The 20,746-nt window shown below is 70.7% G+C and carries 21 protein-coding genes; 11 read left to right on the forward strand and 10 right to left on the reverse strand.

Annotated elements, in window-relative coordinates:
- Positions 1-594, reverse strand: coding sequence for a VOC family protein (locus tag ACFWN2_RS21505; protein WP_382429817.1), 594 nt, complete (start codon positions 592-594; stop codon positions 1-3).
- Positions 595-623: 29 nt separating this feature from the next.
- The gene (locus ACFWN2_RS21510) at positions 624-1,070 is read right to left on the reverse strand and encodes a VOC family protein (RefSeq protein WP_382429819.1); all 447 of its coding nucleotides are present in this window, start codon (positions 1,068-1,070) and stop codon (positions 624-626) included.
- Positions 1,071-1,177: 107 nt separating this feature from the next.
- Between ACFWN2_RS21510 and ACFWN2_RS21515 the strand changes: the two genes are divergently transcribed.
- Positions 1,178-3,844 carry an AAA family ATPase gene (locus tag ACFWN2_RS21515; protein ID WP_382429821.1) on the forward strand — a complete coding sequence of 889 codons (2,667 nt, stop codon included), beginning with the start codon at positions 1,178-1,180 and terminating at the stop codon, positions 3,842-3,844.
- 7 nt (positions 3,845-3,851) lie between these two features.
- Here the strand turns inward: ACFWN2_RS21515 and ACFWN2_RS21520 are convergent, their stop codons facing one another.
- The 5 genes from ACFWN2_RS21520 to ACFWN2_RS21540 form a co-directional block, all read right to left on the reverse strand.
- A complete protein-coding gene (locus ACFWN2_RS21520) occupies positions 3,852-4,844 on the reverse strand; it encodes a hypothetical protein (RefSeq protein ID WP_382429823.1) in 993 nt (330 codons plus the stop codon).
- An 81-nt stretch (positions 4,845-4,925) separates the two neighbouring features.
- Entirely contained in the window at positions 4,926-5,882 is a 957-nt protein-coding gene (locus ACFWN2_RS21525; RefSeq protein ID WP_382429825.1) for a hypothetical protein, read from the reverse strand.
- Positions 5,883-6,029: 147 nt separating this feature from the next.
- Positions 6,030-6,776, reverse strand: coding sequence for an SDR family oxidoreductase (locus ACFWN2_RS21530; RefSeq protein ID WP_382429827.1), 747 nt, complete (start codon positions 6,774-6,776; stop codon positions 6,030-6,032).
- Between the two features lie 76 nt (positions 6,777-6,852).
- Positions 6,853-7,719 carry an RNA polymerase sigma-70 factor gene (locus ACFWN2_RS21535; RefSeq protein ID WP_382429829.1) on the reverse strand — a complete coding sequence of 289 codons (867 nt, stop codon included), beginning with the start codon at positions 7,717-7,719 and terminating at the stop codon, positions 6,853-6,855.
- Between the two features lie 64 nt (positions 7,720-7,783).
- Positions 7,784-8,764: a hypothetical protein gene (locus ACFWN2_RS21540; protein ID WP_382429831.1), complete on the reverse strand. Its 981-nt coding sequence runs from the start codon at positions 8,762-8,764 to the stop codon at positions 7,784-7,786.
- 104 nt (positions 8,765-8,868) lie between these two features.
- Here ACFWN2_RS21540 and ACFWN2_RS21545 point away from each other — a divergent pair, with 104 nt between their 5' ends.
- On the forward strand, positions 8,869-9,375 hold the full coding sequence (locus ACFWN2_RS21545) for a DinB family protein (protein WP_382429833.1): 507 nt from the start codon (positions 8,869-8,871) through the stop codon (positions 9,373-9,375).
- Here the strand turns inward: ACFWN2_RS21545 and ACFWN2_RS21550 are convergent.
- Together ACFWN2_RS21550 and ACFWN2_RS21555 are read right to left on the reverse strand one after the other, a co-directional pair.
- The gene (locus ACFWN2_RS21550; RefSeq protein WP_382429834.1) at positions 9,362-10,675 is read right to left on the reverse strand and encodes an NAD(P)/FAD-dependent oxidoreductase; all 1,314 of its coding nucleotides are present in this window, start codon (positions 10,673-10,675) and stop codon (positions 9,362-9,364) included. The two genes, ACFWN2_RS21545 and ACFWN2_RS21550, sit on opposite strands and share 14 nt — an antisense overlap.
- 20 nt (positions 10,676-10,695) lie before the next feature.
- Positions 10,696-11,493, reverse strand: coding sequence for an IclR family transcriptional regulator C-terminal domain-containing protein (locus ACFWN2_RS21555; protein ID WP_382429836.1), 798 nt, complete (start codon positions 11,491-11,493; stop codon positions 10,696-10,698).
- 110 nt (positions 11,494-11,603) lie between these two features.
- On the opposite strand from ACFWN2_RS21555, the gene ACFWN2_RS21560 reads away from it, so the two are divergent.
- The 7 genes from ACFWN2_RS21560 to ACFWN2_RS21590 are packed head-to-tail and all read left to right on the forward strand — an operon-like array spanning position 11,604 to position 17,327.
- A complete protein-coding gene (locus tag ACFWN2_RS21560) occupies positions 11,604-12,170 on the forward strand; it encodes a flavin reductase family protein (protein WP_382429838.1) in 567 nt (188 codons plus the stop codon).
- 2 nt (positions 12,171-12,172) lie between these two features.
- Entirely contained in the window at positions 12,173-13,717 is a 1,545-nt protein-coding gene (locus ACFWN2_RS21565) for a 4-hydroxyphenylacetate 3-hydroxylase family protein (RefSeq protein WP_382429840.1), read from the forward strand.
- Positions 13,718-13,724: 7 nt separating this feature from the next.
- Positions 13,725-14,552, forward strand: coding sequence for a catechol 1,2-dioxygenase (gene catA / locus ACFWN2_RS21570; RefSeq protein ID WP_382429842.1), 828 nt, complete (start codon positions 13,725-13,727; stop codon positions 14,550-14,552).
- The gene (locus ACFWN2_RS21575; RefSeq protein ID WP_382429844.1) at positions 14,549-15,667 is read left to right on the forward strand and encodes a muconate/chloromuconate family cycloisomerase; all 1,119 of its coding nucleotides are present in this window, start codon (positions 14,549-14,551) and stop codon (positions 15,665-15,667) included. Before catA ends, ACFWN2_RS21575 begins: the two co-directional genes overlap by 4 nt.
- 2 nt (positions 15,668-15,669) lie before the next feature.
- Positions 15,670-15,957: a muconolactone Delta-isomerase gene (gene catC, locus ACFWN2_RS21580; RefSeq protein WP_382429846.1), complete on the forward strand. Its 288-nt coding sequence runs from the start codon at positions 15,670-15,672 to the stop codon at positions 15,955-15,957.
- Positions 15,958-16,012: 55 nt separating this feature from the next.
- The gene (locus tag ACFWN2_RS21585) at positions 16,013-16,426 is read left to right on the forward strand and encodes a hypothetical protein (RefSeq protein ID WP_382429848.1); all 414 of its coding nucleotides are present in this window, start codon (positions 16,013-16,015) and stop codon (positions 16,424-16,426) included.
- A gap of 19 nt (positions 16,427-16,445) precedes the next feature.
- Positions 16,446-17,327 (forward strand): LLM class flavin-dependent oxidoreductase, encoded by an 882-nt coding sequence (locus tag ACFWN2_RS21590; RefSeq protein ID WP_382429850.1) that lies wholly within the window; start codon positions 16,446-16,448, stop codon positions 17,325-17,327.
- A gap of 30 nt (positions 17,328-17,357) precedes the next feature.
- Here ACFWN2_RS21590 and ACFWN2_RS21595 read toward each other — a convergent pair whose 3' ends face one another.
- On the reverse strand, positions 17,358-18,266 hold the full coding sequence (locus tag ACFWN2_RS21595) for a trypsin-like serine peptidase (protein WP_382429852.1): 909 nt from the start codon (positions 18,264-18,266) through the stop codon (positions 17,358-17,360).
- 97 nt (positions 18,267-18,363) lie between these two features.
- Here ACFWN2_RS21595 and ACFWN2_RS21600 point away from each other — a divergent pair, with 97 nt between their 5' ends.
- The gene (locus ACFWN2_RS21600; protein ID WP_382430575.1) at positions 18,364-19,044 is read left to right on the forward strand and encodes a response regulator transcription factor; all 681 of its coding nucleotides are present in this window, start codon (positions 18,364-18,366) and stop codon (positions 19,042-19,044) included.
- Positions 19,037-20,716, forward strand: coding sequence for a sensor histidine kinase (locus ACFWN2_RS21605; protein WP_382429854.1), 1,680 nt, complete (start codon positions 19,037-19,039; stop codon positions 20,714-20,716). The genes ACFWN2_RS21600 and ACFWN2_RS21605 overlap by 8 nt, the downstream gene beginning before the upstream one ends.
- The last annotated feature ends 30 nt before the right edge of the window (positions 20,717-20,746 follow it).

Raw genomic sequence — 20,746 nt, forward strand, 5'->3', positions numbered from 1 at the left:
CTACTGCGGCAGCGGCTCGCCCGTCTGCTCCTTGACCAAGTACTCGGCGTACCAGTCGGGCCAGTTCTCGTCGTACTCGCCGCCGTTGCGCTTCTCGTGCTCGCCGTGGGCGATCGCGGCCCTGCGCAACGCGGCGGACAGGTCGGTGATCGAGGCGTAGGACGTGGAGCCGGACTCCACGCGACCGGGCAGGCGGGTCGTGACCTCCTGAAGGATCCACGTGTTGCCGTCCGGGTCGGCGAAGTCGGCGCGGGTGACGTAGCTGCGTCGCTCGGGATCGGCGCCCTCGACGACGCCGTCGGGGGTCGGGTGGTAGAGCGGCCCGACCTCAATTCCCGCCGCCAGCAGGGCCACGTGCGTCTCGACGACGTCCGCGACGATCAGGAAGTGCCTGCCGGAACCGGGTTCCGCGGTCGTGACGCCCTCACCGAAGTGGATGGACGCGTGGGAACCGCGCGGGGTGTACTGGACGACCCACGGCGGTGTGACGTCCTGGCGCCAGCCGAGCCTGGAGTAGAACTCCTTGGCGCGCTCCACGTCCGTCACCGGGATGACGGTGACTTCGAGCTTCATGTCGATCTGGTCGAGCTTCACTTCGCTGCTTCCTTCGTGGTCGTCGGTCATCACACACGTCCGGGGAGGCGCGTCGTGACCTCCTGGAGCACCCAGCCGTTGCCGTCCGGGTCGCTGAACGAGGCGAACGAGCCGTAGCTGGTGCGGGCGGGGTCGGGGCCCGTGACCCGGCCGGCGGTGCCGGCGTGGTGGAAGACGCCCGTCTTGTCGTGGAAGATCTCGCTGACCTGCACGCCGCGGCCGATCAGGTCCTCGCGGGCCGCCTCGACGTCGGCGACGATCAGGTGCATGCCCTCGGCGCTGCCCGGCTCGGCGTTCGAGACGCCGGTGCCGAAGATGATCGAGGCGGGCGAGCCGGGCGGCGTGAACTGGACCAGGCGGTAGCCCTCGTCGTCGGCGAACTCGGCGTCGAAGCGCCAGCCGAGCGCCCGGTAGAAGTGCACGGCCCTGTCGATGTCGCTGACCGGGATGACGGTCACCTCGAACCTGTAGTCCATCGGGGTTCATCTCCTTCGTTCGTCGATGACACGAGACTGCTCCCGCACGGGCCCCCTTCGAACCCGTCGAACACCCTGGTGAGTCCCTGGCCCGTAGGCTCGGACCCGTGTCGGAGGAAGGTCTGCTCGGCAGACGCGCAGAGGGCGAGACGCTCGACCGGTTGCTCGTGCAGGCGCGCTCCGGCACTGGTCAGGTGCTCGTGCTGCGCGGCGAGGCAGGGATCGGCAAGACGGCGCTGCTCGACCGGGTGTCGACGCGGGCCTCCGGCTTCCGGGTCGCGCGGGCCGCGGGCGTCGAGGCCGAGAGCGCGTTCCCGTACGCGGGGCTGCACCAGCTGTGCGCGCCGTTCCTCGACCGGCTGGACCGGCTGCCCGAGCCCCAGCGCGAGGCGCTCGGCACCGCGTTCGGGATGGCCTCCGGGCCCCGGCCGACGCGGTTCCTGGTCGGGCTGGCGGTGCTGACGCTGCTCGCCGAGGTCGCCGACGAGCAGCCGCTGGTGTGCCTGGTGGACGACGCGCAGTGGCTCGACTCGATGTCGTCGGCGGTGCTCGGGTTCGTCGCCCGCAGGCTGCTCGCCGAACGGATCGCGCTGGTCTTCGTGCTGCGCGAGACCAACGACCACCTCGACGGACTGCCGGAGCTGTTCGTGCGCGGCCTGGACGACGCCGACGCCCGCGCGTTGCTCGGGTCCGTGATCAAGGGGCCGGTGGACGGCAGGGTGCGCGACCGGATCGTCGCCGAGGCACGCGGCAACCCGCTGGCGTTGCTGGAGCTGCCCCGCGCGTGGACGGCCGCCGAACTCGCTGACGGACTGGACGCCGAACCGCTGACCAGCCGCATCGAGGCCGGGTTCGCCCGGCAGCTCGCGCCGCTCCCCGCCGGCACCCGGCTGCTGATGCTGACCGCGGCCGCCGAACCCCTGGGCGACGCGCCCCTGCTGTGGCAGGCCGCCGGACTGCTCGGGCTGGGCGCCGACCCCGCCGCGGCCGCGCTGGGCACCGGGTTGATCGAGTTCGGTGCCCGTGTCCGGTTCCGGCACCCACTGGTCAGGTCAGCCGTGTACCGGTCAGCGTCCGTTGTGGACCGTCTGCGCGTGCACCAGGCGCTCGCCGACGTGACGGATCCGGCGATCGACCCGGACCGGCGCGCGTGGCACCGGGCGCAGGGCACCGCCGCGCCGGACGAGGAGGTCGCGGCCGCACTGGAGAACACCGCGGGTCGTGCGCAGGCGCGTGGCGGGCTGCTGGCCGCGGCCGCGTTCCTCGAACAGGCCGCCGTGCTCACCCCGGAACCCGGCCGCAGGGCCGCCCGTGAGCTCGCCGCCGCGCGGGCCAAGCGCGACGCGGGCGCGTTGGACGCGTCGCTGCGGCTGCTGTCCGCTGTGGAGGCAGGCCCGCCGGACGAGCTGCGCGGTGCCCAGGTCGAGCACCTGCGCGGGCACATCGCGTTCGACCAGCGACGGGTCGCCGACGCCGCTCCCCTGCTGTTCAGCGCGGCCCGCAGGCTCACGCCGTTCGACCAGGACCTGGCCCGCGAGACGCACCTGGAGGCGCTGTCCGCCGCGATCTGGGCCGGTGCGCCACTGGCCGACGCCGCCCGCACCGCTCCCCCGGCGCGCACTCCCGCGTGTGCGCTGGACCTGGTGCTCGACGCGTTGACGACCCGCATCACCGAGGGCTACGCGGAGGCCGTGCCGTTGATGACGCGCGCGCTGGACGAGCTGCGCGCGTTGAAGGTCGGCACGGACGACGTGAGCCGCGCGCCGTGGCTGTTCGGCAACCGCGCGGGCGGGATCGTCGCGACGGAGCTGTGGGACTTCGACACGCGCCGCGCGTTCGCCCGGCAGCAGGTCGGCCTGTCCCGTGACGCGGGCGCGCTCGTGCAGCTGCAGTTCGCGCTGAACTTCCTGGCGGACAACGAACTCCTCGCCGGCGAACCCGCGGCGGCACAGGCGTTGATCGAGGAGGACCGGCGCGTCTCTGAGGTGACCGGCACCCCGCCGGTCGGCTACGCGGTGCTGCTGCAGGCCGCCTACCGGGGCGAGGACCTGGCCACCGCGGCCAGGGAGGAAGCGCTGTCCGCGGGCCAGGGCCGGCTGGCCGTGATCGCCGACTGGACCGCCGCGATCCTCCACAACGGACTGGGCCGCCACGACCTCGCCCGCGACGCCGCGCTGCGCGTGCCCGACACTCTCGTCTACAGCTGCATGGTCACGTCCGAACTGGCCGAGGCCGCCTCCCGCACCGGCGACACGGCGCTGGTTTCCGAGGCCCTGCACCGCTCTTCGGACTGGGTGGACACGCACTGGTCGTCGGGGATCAGGGCCAGGCTGCGCGCCTTGAACGGCGACGCGGAGGCGTTCGCCGAGTCGATCGTCCACTTCGAACAGACGGCTCTGCGCGGCGAACTGGGCCGCTCCCACCTGCTCTACGGCGAGTGGCTGCGGCGCGAAGGCCGGCGCGTCGAGGCCCGCGAACACCTCCGCAAGGCACACGAGACCCTTGTCGCGTCAGGGATGCCGACGTTCGCCGACCGCGCGTCCCGCGAGCTGCAGGCGACCGGGGAGACGGCCCGCAAGCGCACCGCCGAACCCACCGACGAGCTGACGGCGCAGGAGTACCAGATCGCGCGCCTGGCCAGGGAGGGGTACTCGAACCCGGAGATCGGCACGCGGTTGTTCCTCAGCCCGCGCACCGTGGAATGGCACCTGCGCAAGGTGTTCGGGAAGGTGGGGGTGACCTCGCGCCGGCAGTTGCGCGACGCGAGGTTCTGAGCTCAGCTCAGCTGACGACCCACTTGCAGGCGTGCAGGCCGCCTCCGACGATCACGCCGTCGTTGTTGATGTCCTGCACGTTCGCCATCACGGTGCCGGCGGGGAAGCCCAGGTCGAGTTCCTCGCCGTCATTGCTCCAGCGGTACGGGATCTGCTGGCTGGGGGTCGAGCCCGTCCCAACTGCCACACCGTGGTCGTTGATCGCCGTCGGATAGAGGTTCGGGCCGTACTTCGTCATCGACCCGTCCGCGTTCCAGCGCACGCCGAACGAGCCCTCGTTCCAGAACTCGGCGGTTCCGACCACGTCACCGTTCCGGTTGACCGCCTTGGCCTCGGATTCGGCGCCGTCCTCCAGCCTTTGCAGCGAGGTGACGGTGCCGTCGGGATTCCACCGCACCGCCAGGCGGTTCAGCCACGGCCCGGAGCCGGGCCCGGAGATCGGCCCGGAGACCATGCCGGTCACGTACCCGTTCGACGACGCGTTCGTCACCCGGCCCCAGGTGGCCCCCTCCGGCATCTTCAAGGTGGTCACAATGCCGTTCGACCTCCACCGCACGGGGATCTGAAGATCGTTGTTGCGGCCTGCCGCAACCCCGTAGACGTTGCCGAAGTCGTCGATCGCCTCCGCGGCCGTGGACCAGTATCCGAACGGCACGGCCAGCACCGAGTACGTCCCGTCCGCGGCGAAGCGGAGGGCCCTGCCGGGGAGGTCCGGGTTCGAAGCGGTGGCGGTGCCCACGGAGACACCTCGGTTGTTGATCGCTTGCAGCTGGGTGTGCCTGTCGGGCGGTCCCACGAGCTCGGTCACGCCTGCGCTGTCGTACTTCACCGGCCTGTTGAGACTGCCGCCCCCGCCGGACGTTCCCACCGCGACGCCCGAGTCGTTGATCGCGTAGGCCGAGCTGCTGGTGTGGCCGGGCAGGCGGCCGAGCTCCGTGATCGTCGTGGCCGCGTGAGCCTGCGGCGTGACGACGACCGCGGCCAGAATTGCTGTGGACACAGCAAAGGAGAGTCTTCGACTCATTTCAGTCCCCCATGGTTCGTGAGCCGTGCGGTCGCCACGATATACGCCTGCCCCAAGTCAGTTGACGGTCCACTTGTACGCGGCGTTCCCCGCCGATCCCACGATCACACCGTCGTTGTTGATGGCCAGCCGGTAGACGGTGTCGGTGCCTTCGGGCAGACCGAGCTCGGTCTTCTCGCCGTCGTCGTTCCAGCGGAATGGCAGCTGCCTGCCCTCGTGGTGGGCCCAGCCGACGGTCACGCCGTGGTCGTTGATGTCCTTCGGTTCCACCCCGGCCGCGAGCTTGGTGATCGAACCATCGGTGTGCCACCGCACGCCGAACGACCGCTCGCCGTCGAAGGCGGTGCCGACCACGTCACCGTTGCGGTTCACGGCCTGAGCGGTGGTCGTGCCGTTCGCCACGAGCCTGGGAAGCGTGGTGACGCTGCCGTCGGGGTTCCAGCGGACCGCGGTGAAGTCGGCACCGGAGCCGTTGACGTAGCCCGCCACGTACCCGTTCGGCGAGGCGGTCGTCACGTACGCCCAGGTGGCGCCCGCGGGCATCTTCATCGAGGTGATCACACCGTTCGGCCGCCAGCGCACCGGGATTTGCCCACCGGTCACGTGGTCACCGACGAGCCCGAAGACCGTTCCGGAGTCGTCGATCGCCCGCGCGACGGCGTTGACGTAGCCGAACGGCACGCTCAGCACCTGGTAGGTCCCGTCCGCGGCGAACCGGATCGCCTTGTTGCCGTCGACGGTCGTGATGCCGGCGGCGACACCGTTGTTGTTGACCGCTACGAGGTCGGTGCTCGCCCCGGCCGGGCCGACCAGTTCGGAGGCGCCCCCGCCGTCGAACCGCACCGCGCGGTTGATGCGACCGCCGCTGTTGGAGCCCCCGACCGCGACACCGGAGTCGTTGATCGCGTCCACCCAGTTCATCGTGGAGCCCGGCAGGCCACCGAGATCGGTGATCACCGGTTCCGCGTGGGCAGGGGCCGCTGCCACCACGGTCGCCAGAAGTGCGCAGGACAAAGCAAAAGAGAGTCTTCGACTCATGTGTTCCCCCGGAGTTCGTGAGCCAAGCGGCGCCCACGCTACCCAGAGGCCGAGCGAACCTGCCACTCCTTCGCGCAGGTGCCGTGAGGATGCGGCCGTTCAGCCGCATCCCCGAGATCCGGGTCAGTTCCCGGCGTCGAGCCACGCCTGGAGGCTGGTCGGCTGCAGCTGCGCGCCGGCGTTCGGCACGAGTTGCTTGCCCGTCAGGAACGTGCCGAAGTACTTGGCCTCCGGGTCGCCCACGACCTCGCGCTCGTCCTTGCGGTGCGCCAGAACCGTGCGGATCCAACCGTCCATTGTGAACTCCTCCGGCCCGCCGATCTCCAGCACGCCGCCGACCGGTGCGGTGGCGGCGGTCCTGCCGACCACGGCCGCGACGTCGGAGGCCGCGATCGGCTGGACGCCGCCGTGCGGGAGGTGCACGGCGCCGTCGTGCTCCGCGGAGTTCGCGATGGCACCCGCGAACTCGAAGAACTGGGTGGCGCGGATGATCGAGTACGTGAGTCCGGACGCCTCGATCAGCTTCTCCTGCGCCACCTTCGCGCGCAGGTAACCGGACTCGGGCAGCTCGTCCGTGCCGACGATCGACAGCGCGACGTAGTGGCCCACGCCCGCCGCGGCGGCGGCCTTGGTCAGGTTCGTGGTGGCCGTCGTGAAGAAGTTCATGACGTCGTCGTCGGCGAACGACGGCGAGTTCGACACGTCGACGAGCACGTCGGCGCCCTGCAGCACCTCCTCGACGCCCTCTCCGGTCAGCGTGTTCACGCCGCTGTTCGGGGACGCGGGCACGGCGTCGTGGCCGTGCTCACCGAGCCGCTGCACGACCTGGCTGCCGATCAACCCGGTGCCACCGATGACAACGATCCTCATGGGTCCATCCCTCTCGTGTTCCCTGTGCGGGGTGTTCACGAGCTAAGACAGGACAGGCCGCGAAGTTGTGACAGCCCTACTGGAACGCTCCCAGCTTCGCCGGGTTGACCAGCCACAACACCTGGTCGATGCCTTCGGAGGAGGCGGAGATGGTGATCACCGCGTAGGTGCCGTCCTCCTTGCGCAGCCGCACGGCGCTGAGCCCGTTCGCCTCGACGAACGTCGCCTCCGCGCCGGCCCAGAACGACGGCGCCCAGCCCGAGAAGATCCTCGCCAGGGTGGCCGCGCCGAACAGCGGGCGACCGGCCGCCCGGATCGCGCCGTTGCTGTCGGACCAGCTCACGACGTCCTGCGCGAACAGCTTCTCCAGCGCCGCCAGGTCACCGGCCTGCGCCGCCGCGACGAACGCCTCCAGCAGCCTGCGCTGGTCCGCGCGTTCGACGGGCACGCGTCGTTCGTCGGCGAGGTGCTTGCGGGCCCGGCTGACGAGCTGCCGCGTCGCGACCTCGCTGGTCCGCACGATCTCGGCGATCTCGCGGTACGGGTAGTCGAACGCCTCCCGCAGCACGTACGCGGCCCGTTCGGTCGGGGTGAGCTTCTCCAGCAGCATCAGCACCGCGAGCTCCAGCACCGCGCCCTGCTCGGCCCCGACCTGCGGGTCGGCGGACGTGTCGACCGGTTCGGGCAGCCACGGCCCGACGTAGGTCTCGCGGCGGGCCCGCGCGGTCTGCGACTCGTTGATCGCGAGCCGGGTGACGGCGGTGGCCAGGTACGCCTCGGGGTTGCGCACGGCCGCGCGGTCCGCGGCCTGCCAGCGCAGCCACACCTCCTGCACCAGGTCCTCGGCGTCGGCCACGCTGCCGGTCATGCGGTAGGCGATGCCGAACAGCCTCGGCCGGGCCGCCGCGAACGCCGACTCGGCCTCTTCGAGCTGTTGCGTCATCAGCCACCTCTCTCCTCACGGCCACCGTAGCGCCGAGAGGAGAGAAGCGTGCTGTGACAAGGGACTAGTCGCAGCTCCAGCGCAGCGGACCGGAGCCCGACTTGCTGAAGAGGCTGTCGTCGTCGCCCACCACGAACAACTCCGACACGCCGGAAACACCGTTCGGCAGCGGCAGCTCGGTCTTGAACCTCGTGTCGCGCCAGATCGCCGCCTTGCCCGTCAGCGAACCGCGCTGACCGGTGACCAGGCCGCCGCCGTTGATCGCGTAGGCGGACGCGGCACCCGCGATGCGATTGATCGCGCCGTTGCCGTCCCACAGCAGGCCTTGCGGGCCGGAGAACTCGTGCTCGAACTGGAAGCCGACGACCTTGCCGCCCCGGATCGCCTGGACGTACTGGCGCTTGCCCTCGTGCGCGAGCTCCGTCACGACACCGTCGCGCCACAGGCGTCCGCCGTTGCCGCTCGGGTGGCGCAGCAGCACCGTGCCGTCGTCGTCCAGGTCCTGGGGCAGGCCCGCAGCCCGCTCGATCACCTGCGGCACGCCACCGGTCGCCCGCCACAGGAGCCCCACGGAGTCGCCGTCGGACGCCCGCGTCGCGTTGCCGAGCACGTCACCGCGTTCGTTGATCGCCGTGGCCGGGTTGATCTGGTAGCCCTCCAGCCCGGGAAGCTCGACGACCCTGCCGGACGCCTCGTGCGCGTCCTTGTAGACCAACGTCGCCGTGCGGTCCGGGAAACGGCCGTACAGCAGCACGGTTCCCGACCGGTTCTCGCCGAACACCTGCAGCTCGGTCAGGTCGCTGCCCGGCACCTGGAGCACTCGCGGCTGCCCACCGGTCCAGATCACCGCGTCGAACGTGAAGCCCGTGCCTTCCCGCCGCGCGCTACCCGAGTAGTTGCCGTTGCTGTCGGTTCCTCTGACGGTCGTGAACTTCGGGTCGTGCCCGGACGGCACCGGCACGTCCGACACGACCCAGTCGCAGGCGGACGCCTCGGCCGCCGCCGTCGTAAAAGTGGTGCACACCAAGCAGATGGCAGCAGCCATCGCGAATCCACGCATCGTTGATTCCCCCAGAACCACGTAGACGACGCACTACACCTACACCAAATCCGCGTGCGGAAGACCCGTTTCGTGAGCAAACTGACGCGATGATCACCGAACGTCCCAGCCCGCCGTTGCGGGCGGGCGAACGCGAGACCCTGCGCGCGTTCCTCGACTTCCACCGCGCCACCCTCGCGATGAAGTGCGACGGCCTGAGCGACGAGGACCTGCGCCGCCGCTCGATGCCGCCGTCCACGCTGACGCTGCTCGGCCTCGTCCGGCACATGGCCGAGGTGGAGCGCACGTGGTTCCGCAAGGTCATCAACGGCGAGGACCTGCCGCTGGTGTGGTCCGACGCCAACGACTACCAGGTCGCCTACGACGCCTCGGAGTCCACGCGGTCCGAGGCGTTCGAGGCGTGGCAGGCGGAGGTGGAGCACTCGCGCCGGATCGAACGCGAGGCCGAATCCCTTGACGTCACGGGCTTTCAGCCGCGCTGGGGTGAGGAGGTGTCGTTGCGGCTGGTCCTGAACCACCTCTGCCACGAGTACGCGCGGCACAACGGCCACGCGGACTTCCTGCGCGAGGGCGTCGACGGCGTCACGGGGGCGTGACGCCGGCCGCCGCGGGTGGCAGGTCGGCCTGCGCCAGCGTGATCCCGCGGTCCGGCACCACGCCGAAGTGCGTGATCTGCCGGCCCGCGCCGAGTTCGGTGATCCAGTTCGCCGCCGTCCGCACCCGCCCGTACGGCAGGTCCATCAGGTGGTAGCCGCGGGTCACGGCCTTGGCGGGCAGGCTCGTCAGCGGCACGCCCAGCGGGTTCGCGACGGCCTGCCAGCCGCCGAGGTCGACCACGAACCCCAGGTCCCTGTGCCGGTACTCGCGGGCGGTGCCGTGCCCGAGCGACGCCGCGATGTTGGCCGCCGCGGTCCTGCCCTGGCGTTCGGCGTGCTGGGCGGTCATAGCCGTGATCTCGCCCGGCCGCACCAGGTCCGGCACGGCGGCCGCGTCCCCTGCGGCCCACACGTCCTCGCAGACCTTCAGGTGCGTGTCCGTGTTGAGGCGGCCGTTGGTCGCGGGCATGTTCAACGTGCTGACGAGCGGATCGGGCCGCACGCCGACACACCACACCACGGTCCGTGTCGGGATCTCGGTGCCGTCGGAGAGCCGCGCGCACGTGGCGGTCATCTCCTTGAGACTGGTCTCCAGCTTGACCTCGGCACCGCGTTTGAGCAGCACTTTCTTCGTCGGACCGGACAGCCTGGGGTCAAGACCGGGCAGCACGCGCGGCGCGATGTCGACGAGGATCCAGCGCGGCCGGACGTCCTTCAACCCCGGCAGGTGGCGCCACGCGTCCTGGGTCAGCAGCTGCGTCTGCGCGAGCACCTCCGTGCCCGTGTAGCCGGCACCCACCACCACGAACGTGCACCGCGCACGCCGTTCCTCGGGGTCGTCGGACTGGTCGGCCAGCTCCAGCTGCCGCAGCACGTGGTCGCGCAGGTGGATGGCCTCGGCGATCGTCCGGAAGCCCTTCGCGTGCTCGGCCACACCGGGGATCGAGAGCAACCGCGTGACGCTGCCGGACGTGATCAGCAGCCTGTCGTACGGCATCGAGGACGACCGGCCCTCGACGTCCGTGACGTGGACGCACTTCTCGGCCAGCGAGATGCCGGTCGCGGCGCCCAGCACCAGTTTCGTGCGCTTGAGCTTGTTGCGCAGCGGCACGGCGACGCGGCGCGGGTCGAGCACCCCGCCGGCGACCTCGGGCAGCAGCGGGATGTAGAGCATGTAGTCGACGGGGTTGATCGCGACCAGGTCGGCCGCGTCCTCGGGCAGCGCGCGCTCCAGCCTGCGCAGACAGTGGAATCCGGCGAACCCGGTACCGATCACCAGGACCCGCGGCCGAGCGGACATGCGTCCTCCTCGTACAACCGTCAGTAGAAGCCCTCACGCCTCGTGGAGCTCTTGTGCCCCAGGTCGGCGCTGATGCGTTCCGCGGCGTCGAGCAGCAACGGCACCACCTCGCCGCGGATCTCCTCCGCAGATGATCGCCCCACGGAGGTGGAGGACGCGAGCGCGGCGACCACCTCACCGGTGCGGTCGCGGACGGGCGCGGACACCGAGAGCAGGCCGATCTCCAGTTCCTCCGCGACGATCGACCACCCGTCCGAGCGAACCTGGCGCAGCGTGGCCCGGAACGCGTCGCCTCCGGTGATCGTGTGCCTGGTCAGCGCGGGCAGTCCGGCCGCGACGACGTCGTCGACCACGGGGTCCGGCGCCCACGCCAGCAGCACGCGACCCATCGACGTCGCGAACGCCGGGATCCGGGTACCGACCGAGACGTTGATGCTCATGATCCGCCGCACCGGCACGCGGGCGACGTAGACGACGTCCCGTCCGTCGAGAGCGGCGAGCGACGCCGACTCGCCGGTCTTCGCGGACAGCTCCAGCAGGTGCGGCTGCGCGATCTCGATCATGGCGTGCGACGCCGAGTAGTGCTGGCCGATGCTCAGCACGCGTGGCGTCAGCGTCCAGCGCGTGCCCTCGTTGCGCACGTACCCGAGGCGTTGCAGCGTAAGGAGAATCCGGCGGACGGCCGGCCTGGACAACCCGGTGGCCGCGGCGAGCTCGGCCAGGGTCGGGGCGGCCCGTTCCTCGTCGAACGCGAGCAGCACGGCGAACCCGCGCTCGATGCTCTGGATGAAGTCGCGCTCGTCCGGCCCGCTGGTCATCGCCCCATCCTCCCGCACCACCGGCCGTTGACAGAGCCGCAACGTCGGTGCACCCTCATGTAACCGCAAAGCGTACAAGTTGTACGCATAGCGTACAGGAGGAGCGGGAGATGACCTTGGATCACCGCACAATCCGCACCGGGTTCGGCAGGTTCGCCACCGGAGTCACGGTCGTGACCTGCCGCAACGACGACGGTGAGCCGCACGGCGCGACCGTCAACGCCTTCACGGCCGTCTCGCTCGAACCGGCGCTGTGCCAGGTCACGCTCACCCGCGAGTCCAAGGCCTGCCGGTTCCTCGACGGCAGGCCGTTCGCCGTCAACGTCCTCGCCGCCGACCAGATCGACGCGGCCTGGACGTTCGCGGGCCGTCCCCAGGGACGCCCCGCACCCCGCTGGGCCGACGGGCCGACCGCCCCCGTCCTGCTCGGCACCGCCGCGACGATCTCGTGCCTGCCCTGGCGCACGTACGACGGCGGCGACCACCTGATCGTCATCGGGGAGGTCGCGGACCTGCACACCAGCGACGCCGATCCGTTGCTGTTCTTCGGTGGTGCGTTCCGCGAGATCGCGGCGCGCACCGCGGACCACTGGATGAGCTCGGTCGACTGCCCCGACCTCGGGTGGTTCGGTTCCGGCTTCGCCCCACTGCGAACCACTTCAACGCTGAAGGGTTAGGCATGACCACGCAGCAGCAGCAACGCACGACCCGGCCGATGACCGGCGAGGAGTACGTCGAGTCCATTCGCGACGGTCGCGAGATCTTCCTCGGTGGCGAGAAGATCACCGACGTCACCACGCACCCGGCGTTCCGCAACTCCGTCCGGATGACGGCGCGGTTGTACGACGCGTTGCACGACCCGGACAGGCAGGCCGTGCTGACCGCGCCGACCGACACCGGCAGCAGCGGCTTCACGCACCCGTTCTTCCGCACGCCCCGCAGCACCGCCGACCTCTACGCCGACCGCGCCGCCATCGCGGAGTGGGCGCGCATGACCTACGGCTGGATGGGCCGCAGCCCCGACTACAAGGCCGCGTTCCTCGGCACCCTCGGCGCCAACGCGAACTTCTACGAGCCGTTCGCGGACAACGCCCGCCGCTGGTACCGGGAGTCGCAGGAGAAGGTCCTGTACTGGAACCACGCGATCATCAACCCGCCGGTCGACCGCGACCGCAACCCCGACGAGGTCAGCGACGTGTTCATGCAAGTCGAGGAGGAGCGCGACGACGGCCTGATCGTGTCCGGCGCCAAGGTCGTCGCCACCGGTTCGGCGATCACGAACTACAACTTCATCGCCCACTACGGCCTGCCGATCAAGAAGCGCGAGTTCGCGCTGGTGTGCACGGTGCCGATGGGCGCGCCGGGCATGAAGCTGATCTGCCGCAACTCCTACGCCTACAACGTCGACCGCACCACCGGGCCGTTCGACTACCCGCTGTCGTCGCGGTTCGACGAGAACGACACGATCTTCGTGCTGGACCGCGTGAAGATCCCGTGGGAGAACGTCTTCATCTACGGCGACGCGGAGAAGGCCAGCACGTTCTTCCCCGGATCCGGCTTCCTGCACCGCTTCACGTTCCACGGCGTCACGCGGTTGTCGGTCAAGCTCGACTTCATCGCCGGGCTGCTGCTGAAGGGCGTGGAAGCGACCGGCGTCAAGGACTTCCGCGGCATCCAGACCCGCGTCGGCGAGGTCATCGGGTGGCGCAACCTGTTCCACGCGCTCTCCGAGGCGATGTGCGCGCGGGCCGACGAGTGGATCGACGGCGCCGTGTTGCCGCACCTGGACTTCGGCCTGGCCTACCGGTGGTTCATGACGGTCGGCTACCCGCGGATCCGCGAGATCATCATGCAGGACATGGGTTCCGCGCTGATCTACCTGCCGTCGTCCGCGAAGGACTTCATGTCCGACGAGACGCGGCCGTACCTCGACAAGTACGTGCGCGGCTCGAACGGCATGGACGCCGTCGAGCGCGTGAAGCTCATGAAGCTGATCTGGGACTCGATCGGCAGCGAGTTCGGCGGCCGGCACGAGCTGTACGAGCGCAACTACTCCGGCAACCACGAGGGCGTGCGCGCCGAGATGTTGTTCGCCGCGCAGCAGTCCGGCACGGCTGATTCCATGAAGGGGTTCGCCGAGCAGTGCATGGCCGAGTACGACCTGAACGGCTGGACCGTTCCCGACCTGTTCAACCCCGGCGCGACCTCGCTGAGCGGAAGGTGACCTCCCGATGACTGCCGTGCACTCCCCCACCGCAGCGGACTCCGGCGCGTCCGCGAGTGCGAACTTCCGTTCCACCGCACGCTCTTCTGTCGACGTCTCGCCCGAGCGGGTGTCCACTGTGGCCACCGCCGTGCTCCAGTCCGTGCACGCGGTGATCCGCTCGCACGACGTCACGTATCCCGAGTTCCAGGCCGCGAAGCAGTGGCTGATGGACCTCGGTGAGGGCGGCGAGTGGCCGTTGTTCCTGGACGTGTTCGTGGAGCACGTCGTCGAGGAGGTCGCCGCGCGCACCCAGGACGGCACCAAGGGCAGCATCCTCGGGCCGTACTACCTGCCCGGCCAGGTCGTGCTGCCGTCCGTGACGACGCTGCCGATGCGGGACGACGAGCAGGGCGACCCGCTGACGTTCGCGGGCCGTGTCACCGACCTCGCCGGTCAGCCGGTGGCGGGGGCCGAACTGGACATCTGGCACGCCGACTCCGAGGGCTACTACTCGGGGTTCGCGCCGGGCATCCCCGACGGGAACCTGCGCGGCGTGGTCGTGACGGACGGCCAGGGCCGGTTCGAGATCACGACCGTGCAGCCCGCGCCGTACCAGATCCCGACCGACGGCCCGACCGGACGGCTGATCGACGCGGCGGGCTGGCACCCGTGGCGACCAGCGCACCTGCACCTCGTCGTGCGCGCTCCCGGGCACCGGCCGATCACGACGCAGCTCTACTTCGCGGGCGGCGAGTACGTCGACAGCGACGTCGCCGAGGCCGTGAAGCCCGAGCTCGTGCTGACGCCCGCCGACCAGCGCGTCTCGTACGACTTCGTGCTCGAGCCGGCATGAGGGACCTGATCGTCGACGGCGTGGACACCGTTCTGCTCGACGTCCCGCTCGTCCGGCCGCACCGCTTCGCCCGCACCGGGATGGACGCGCAGCCCGTGCTGCTCGTCCACGTCCGGACCGCGGGCGGGGTGGTGGGCGTCGGCGAGGGCGTCGTGCCGGGCGGGCCGTGGTGGGGCGGTGAGTCCGTCGAGACCATGAAGGTGGTCGTCGACCGGTACATCGCTCCGCTGCTGCTGGGCCGCCGGGTCGACGACATCGCGGGCATCTTCCAGGCCGTGAACGACGTGGTGAACGCCAACCTGTACGCCAAAGCCGCGGTCGAGGTCGCGCTGCACGACGCGTGGGCCCGCTCTCTGGGCGTTCCGGTGCACACGTTGCTCGGCGGGCTCGCGCGCACGTCGATCCCGGTGACGTGGGCGCTGGGCACCGAGCCGGCGGACGTCGTGATCGAGGAGGCGATGGCCAAGCTCGACGCCGGGCACCGGAGCTTCAAGCTCAAGATGGGCGCGCAGGAACCGGCCGACGACGTGCGGCGCGTGTGCGCGATCGCGGAGAAGCTGCAGGGCGTGGCGGGCGTGCGGGTCGACCTGAACGCGCGCTGGGACCGCCTGACGTCGTTGCGGTACCTGCCCGCGCTGGCCGACGCGGGCGTGGAACTGGTCGAGCAGCCGGTGCCGGGCGCCGAGGTCGAGTGGCTCGCGGAGATCAACCGCGCGCTGCCGATCCCGGTGATGGCGGACGAGTCGCTGCGCACGCCGTCCGATGCGTTGCGGCTGGCGGGTTTGCGGGCCGCGGACGTGTTCTCGCTGAAGACGACGAAGTCCGGCGGACTGCGCGCGACCGCCGCGATGGCATCGATCGCCGCCGCGGCGGGTATTCCCTGTCACGGTGGCACCTCGATCGAGAGTCCGGTCGGCACGGCGGCGTCGCTGCACCTCGCCTGCGCCTCTCCGGCGGTGACGTGGGGCAGCGAGCTGTTCGGGCCGCTGCTCATGCGCGAGGAGCTGCTGGCCACGCCGCTGCGCTACGACGGCGGTGACCTGCACCTGCCGGTCGGCCCGGGGCTAGGCGTTGAGCTGGACCCCGCGGCCGTCGCGGCCTTCACCAGGAGGTGACCGTGCTCTTCCACGTGCGGATGGACGTTTCCCTGCCCCACGACATGGACCCGCAGCGACGTGCCGAGTTGGTGCGCGCGGAGAAGGAGCGGGCGTTGGAGCTGCAGAAGATGGGCGTCTGGCCGCACCTGTGGCGGGTCGTCGGGCAGTACAGCAACATCAGCGTCTTCGACGTGCCGACCCACGACGAGCTGCACGCGTTCCTGTCGTCGCTGCCGCTGTGGGAGTTCATGCGGGTCGAGGTGACGCCGCTGGCGACCCATCCGTCCGACCTGGCCGCTCAACCGTGACGGCCCTGGTGAGCCGGTTTACCGCCGACTAACCGGCCCGCGTCACCGTGGGGACATGCGCAAAGTCATGTTGGTCCTGCCCGCAGTGGCGCTGGCCGCCCTGGCCGGTGTCGGCACGGCCAAGGCCGAGTCCGCGCCGGGATGCGCCGGCACCGTGCAGATCGGCTCCACCGGGTACGTGAAGAAGAACGGCACGATCATCGCCTCGGTGAAGCAGTTCAAGGGCTGCGGCAAGAACTGGGCCTACACCTACGTCTGGGACTCGCACGCCGCGCAGCCCGGCGGTTTCAGCTCCAGCGCCGCGATGGTCGTCAACGGCTCCCGCGACTACAGCAGCAACGTCAACGGCCGCAACAAGCAGGACGTCTGGTCCAAGGGCACCAACACGCTCTCCCAGTGCACCCGCGCGTACGGCGAGGTGTGGGGCGACGGCAACGTCTACTGGGGACAGACCGACGAACGCTGCTAGGCGGTCGTAGCCTCCCTTCATGAGGTTGTCGGTGCTCGACACGTCGCCGATCGTGCAGGGGTCGACGCCGCGCGAGGCGTTGCGCGACACGGCGGATCTCGCGGAGCTGGCGGAAGAGCTGGGGTTTCACCGGTACTGGGTACCGGAGCACCACGGCATGCGAGGGGTCGCCAGCTCCGCACCGGCCGTGCTCGTCGCACACCTCGCGTCCATCACGTCCCGTCTGCGCGTCGGCTCCGGCGGCGTCCTGCTCCCCAACCACCCGCCACTCGTGGTGGCCGAGCAGTTCGGCACGCTCGCGGCCCTGCACCCCGGCCGGATCGACCTCGGCGTCGGCCGCGCTCCGGGCGGCGCACCGTCCGTGGTGTCCGCGCTGCGCCGCTCCGACCAGCCCTATCGCGCGCAACTCCTGGAGCTCCAGTCGCTGCTGACCCCGGCCTCCACCGTCGCCGTGCCGGTGATGGACGTGCCGGACCTGTGGTTGCTCGGCTCGTCCCCCGGCACATCGGCGCTGGCCTCCGAACTGGGCGTGCCGTTAGCGTTCGCCCGGCACCTCAACCCCGGGGTGAGCTGTGCGGCCGACCTGGTCAGCGTCGCGGTGATCTGCGCGGAGGACGACGAGCGCGCCGAGTGGCTCGCCGGACCGATCAGGACGAAGGTGCGCAGCCGCCGGGAGGGCACCCGGATCCTGTTGCCGCCACCGAACGGGCTGGAACCGTTGCCCGACGACGGCCGTGTGCTGGTCGGCGGCCCTGCTGCGATCACGCAGAAGCTGCAGGCGGTGCTGGAAGAGACCGGCACGTCCGAGTTGATGATCACCTCGCCGATCTACCACCACGCGGACCGGCGGCGCAGCTACGAGCTGGTGGCCGGGATCGCGGGCGAGCTCAGGGCCGGTTGAGGGGCCGCGAAGACATCGCGGCCCTGCCGCCTAACTCCGCTGTGCCCGCTCGTACAGCGGCCCCGTCACCTTCCCCGAGAACTGCGCCCCTCCCAGGTGCCGCACGCACTCACCGATCGGGCACCACCGTCCGTCGGCGTCCACGTTGAAGCTCTGGATGTTCACGCCCACAACGGCGCCACCGCTGATCCGAGGCCCGCCACTGGATCCGCCACCCATGTCGCACGGCACGCCCCACACGTTCTCCGGCCCCAGCTCGGGATGGCCGGGGTTGAGCACCGGCTTCCCCCAGCACTGCGCGAGCCGCTGCCCCGTGAACTCCGGCCGGCCCTGGTGACCGGGCTGCCCGGCCGCGCGGGGATAGCCGTACTCCCGCGCGAACCGGTCCGCGGGCCTGTCGAACGCGATGTTCTCGCCATCGGGAGACGGCCTGTCGAGCACCACGAAGGCCTGGTCGAACTCGGTCCGCTGGTCGTCGGCGATCCAGGTCTTGTGCACCACCGCCCTGCGCACCACGAACTCGCCGAACGGCCGGGCGCCGTCGCGGAACCCCGGCACGAAGAGCATCTTGGTGTGCCAACGAGGGTCCTGGCCGATCAGGTTCGCCGTGTGGACGCAATGGCCACCGGTCACCGCCGTGCTCCTGTTGGCGCTCACCACGACGGTCGCCGTGCAGCTCGAGTCCTCGCCGTCGCGGTCGACGAAGAACAGGCGGCCGATCGTGCGACTCGCGGGTCCGGGGGCGCCGGTCGCGTCGTCCACGGGTGGCGTACCGGGTGGTGGGGTCGGGCCGGTCGGCATCGCGGCGATGCGCTCGGGCGTCCAGTAGGCCGCCACGCCGTTCGTGTCGAGGTCGTGGACGACCACGTCCTGGGGAGAGGCCGCCGCCACGCCCGGCACGCCGAGCAGCAGCAACGCGGCCACGCTGTTCATTCGCATGCGGTCGACCGTGGCAGCGAGTTGTGCGGATCCTGTGCGGATGGAGTCCTCATCCCGTGCGGCGGCCGCGCCAGTGACTATGTTGCGACGCATGGGCATGTGCGTGCTGGTGGCCGAGGACAACGTGATGCAGGCCGACATGCTCGGCAGGTACCTGCGTCAGGAGGGCTACCGGGTGCGGATCGTCCACGACGGATCCGCCGCGCTCGACGAGATCCGCCGCGAGCCGCCCGATCTGCTGGTCCTCGACGTGATGATGCCGGAGGTCGACGGGCTGGAAGTCGTGCGCACGTTGCGCAACGAGTCCGACATCCCCGTCCTGATGCTCACCGCGAAGTCCACAGAGGACGATCTGCTGCACGGCCTCGACCTCGGCGCCGACGACTACGTCACGAAGCCCTACAGCCCGCGCGAACTGGTGGCGCGCGTGCGCACGTTGCTCAGGCGGGTGCAGCGGTCTGCCACCAACGAGATCGTGCTCGGCGACCTCGCCGTGGACCCCGACCGTCACGAGGTGCGGGTGCGCGGCGACGTGGCCGAGTGCACCGCGTCGGAGTTCCGGATCCTGCACACGATGGCGGCGAGCCCCGGCCGGGTGTTCAGCCGCGCGCAGCTGCTCAGCGCGGTGCACGGGCTGGACGGGTACATCACCGCCCGCACCATCGACGCGCACGTCATGAACCTGCGCAAGAAGATCGAGTCGCAGCCCCGCAGGCCCTCCTACCTGCTGACCGTGCACGGCGTCGGCTACAAGCTGGTGGACGGGTCCGGTGCATAGCGTCCTGGCGCGGCTGCTGGCCGCGTCCGTGCTCGTCGCCTTGTGCTCGATCACCGCGACCGCGTGGCTCGCCGCGCAGAGCACCTCGACGTCGATCAGGCAGGAGCTCGGCGCCGCGCTCGCCGGTGACGCCGCCACGTACCGGGACCTGGTCGCGTTCGCCGTCGAGCACCGCGACTGGAACGGCGTCGCGCTGCCGCGGGGCCGCAGCCGCCTGATCCTCACCACGACGGACCGCAAGGTCATCGCGGACACCGGCACGAACCTCGACACCGCGCAGCTGCCCGCCGTCCCGTCCGCGGTGGTCAACCCGCTGGAGCTCGACCTCTCCCAGGCCCAGGACGCGCCAGCCGACCGGATCGACGCGCGGATCACCGGCCCGTTCCGGCTGACCGACCGCGAGAAGGCGAGCCTGACGCAGGACGCGGAGCTCTACGTCCAGCGCTGTCAGCGCCCCGCGGAGGCCGCCCAGCTGCAGCAGACGGCGTGGGGCCGCCCGATCGTGACGATCGACAGGACCAGACCGGAGCCGAGCACGCCCGCCTGCGCGGACGCGGAACAGCGGTTGAGCACGCTCACACTGGGCGAGTCCGCCGCGTTCAACGAGCTCGGACTCCTCGTCGACGACTGCCTGCGGCAGCGCGGCCTGCCCGCCGAGAAGATCACGATGAACGCGCTCTGGCAGCCCGTCGCGTCCAACGCCGAGTGCCTCGCGACCGCGCGCCGCGCCCAGCTCCAGCCCTACGTGGCGCCGCCCGCGTACCTGTTCGTCACCGACGCCGCCGGCAGGACCACGCAGGCGACCGTCGTGCGGTTCGACGTGGGCCGGGTCGCACTGGTCGCCGCGATCGTGCTGGTCCTGACCGTCGGGGTGAGCGTGGTCGTGGCGCTGCGGATGACCAGGCCGTTGCGCACGCTCACAGCCGCCGCCGAGCGGTTGCGGCACGGCGACGACGCGCAGGTCGACATCCGGTCGCGCAGCGAGATCGGCCAGCTCGCGCGGGCGTTCAACGACATGGCGGCGCACCGTGCCCGCACCGACGCCCAGCGCAAGGCCATGACCAGCGACATCTCGCACGAGCTGCGCAACCCGCTCGGCACGATCCGCAGCTGGCTGGAGGGCGCGCGCGACAGCGTGGTCGAGCTGGACCGCCCGACGCTCACGTCGTTGCTCGACGAGGCGATGGTGCTGCAACACCTGATCGACGACCTCCAGGACCTCGCCCAGGCCGATGCCGGTGAGCTGCGCCTGCACCCCGAGCCCGTCGACCTGCGGGACCTGTTCGACCAGCTCGCGACCGCCCATCCCGGCCTGGTCGTGGAGGGCGGCGGCGTGGTGGTCGCCGACCCGGTGCGGCTGCGGCAGGTCCTGACGAACCTCGTCACGAACGCCTTCCGCTACACCCCCTCCAACGAGACGGTCCGTCTCGTCTCGTTGGGCAACGGCCGGATCCAGGTGATCGACACGGGCTCCGGCATCGCCGCCGACGACCTGCCGCACGTGTTCGACCGCTTCTGGCGCGCGGACCGCTCCCGCACCCGCGACACGGGCGGCAGCGGGCTCGGCCTCGCGATCGTCCACGCGATTGTGAGCGCTCACAGCGGCACGGTCACCGTGGAGAGCGAGGTAGGGCGAGGAACGACGTTCACGATCACGCTCCCGGCACGCTGAGCGCACATCTTCCGCACATCCGCCCGGCAG

The organism is Lentzea sp. NPDC058436 (assembly GCF_042721515.1).
Lineage (GTDB): Bacteria > Actinomycetota > Actinomycetes > Mycobacteriales > Pseudonocardiaceae > Lentzea.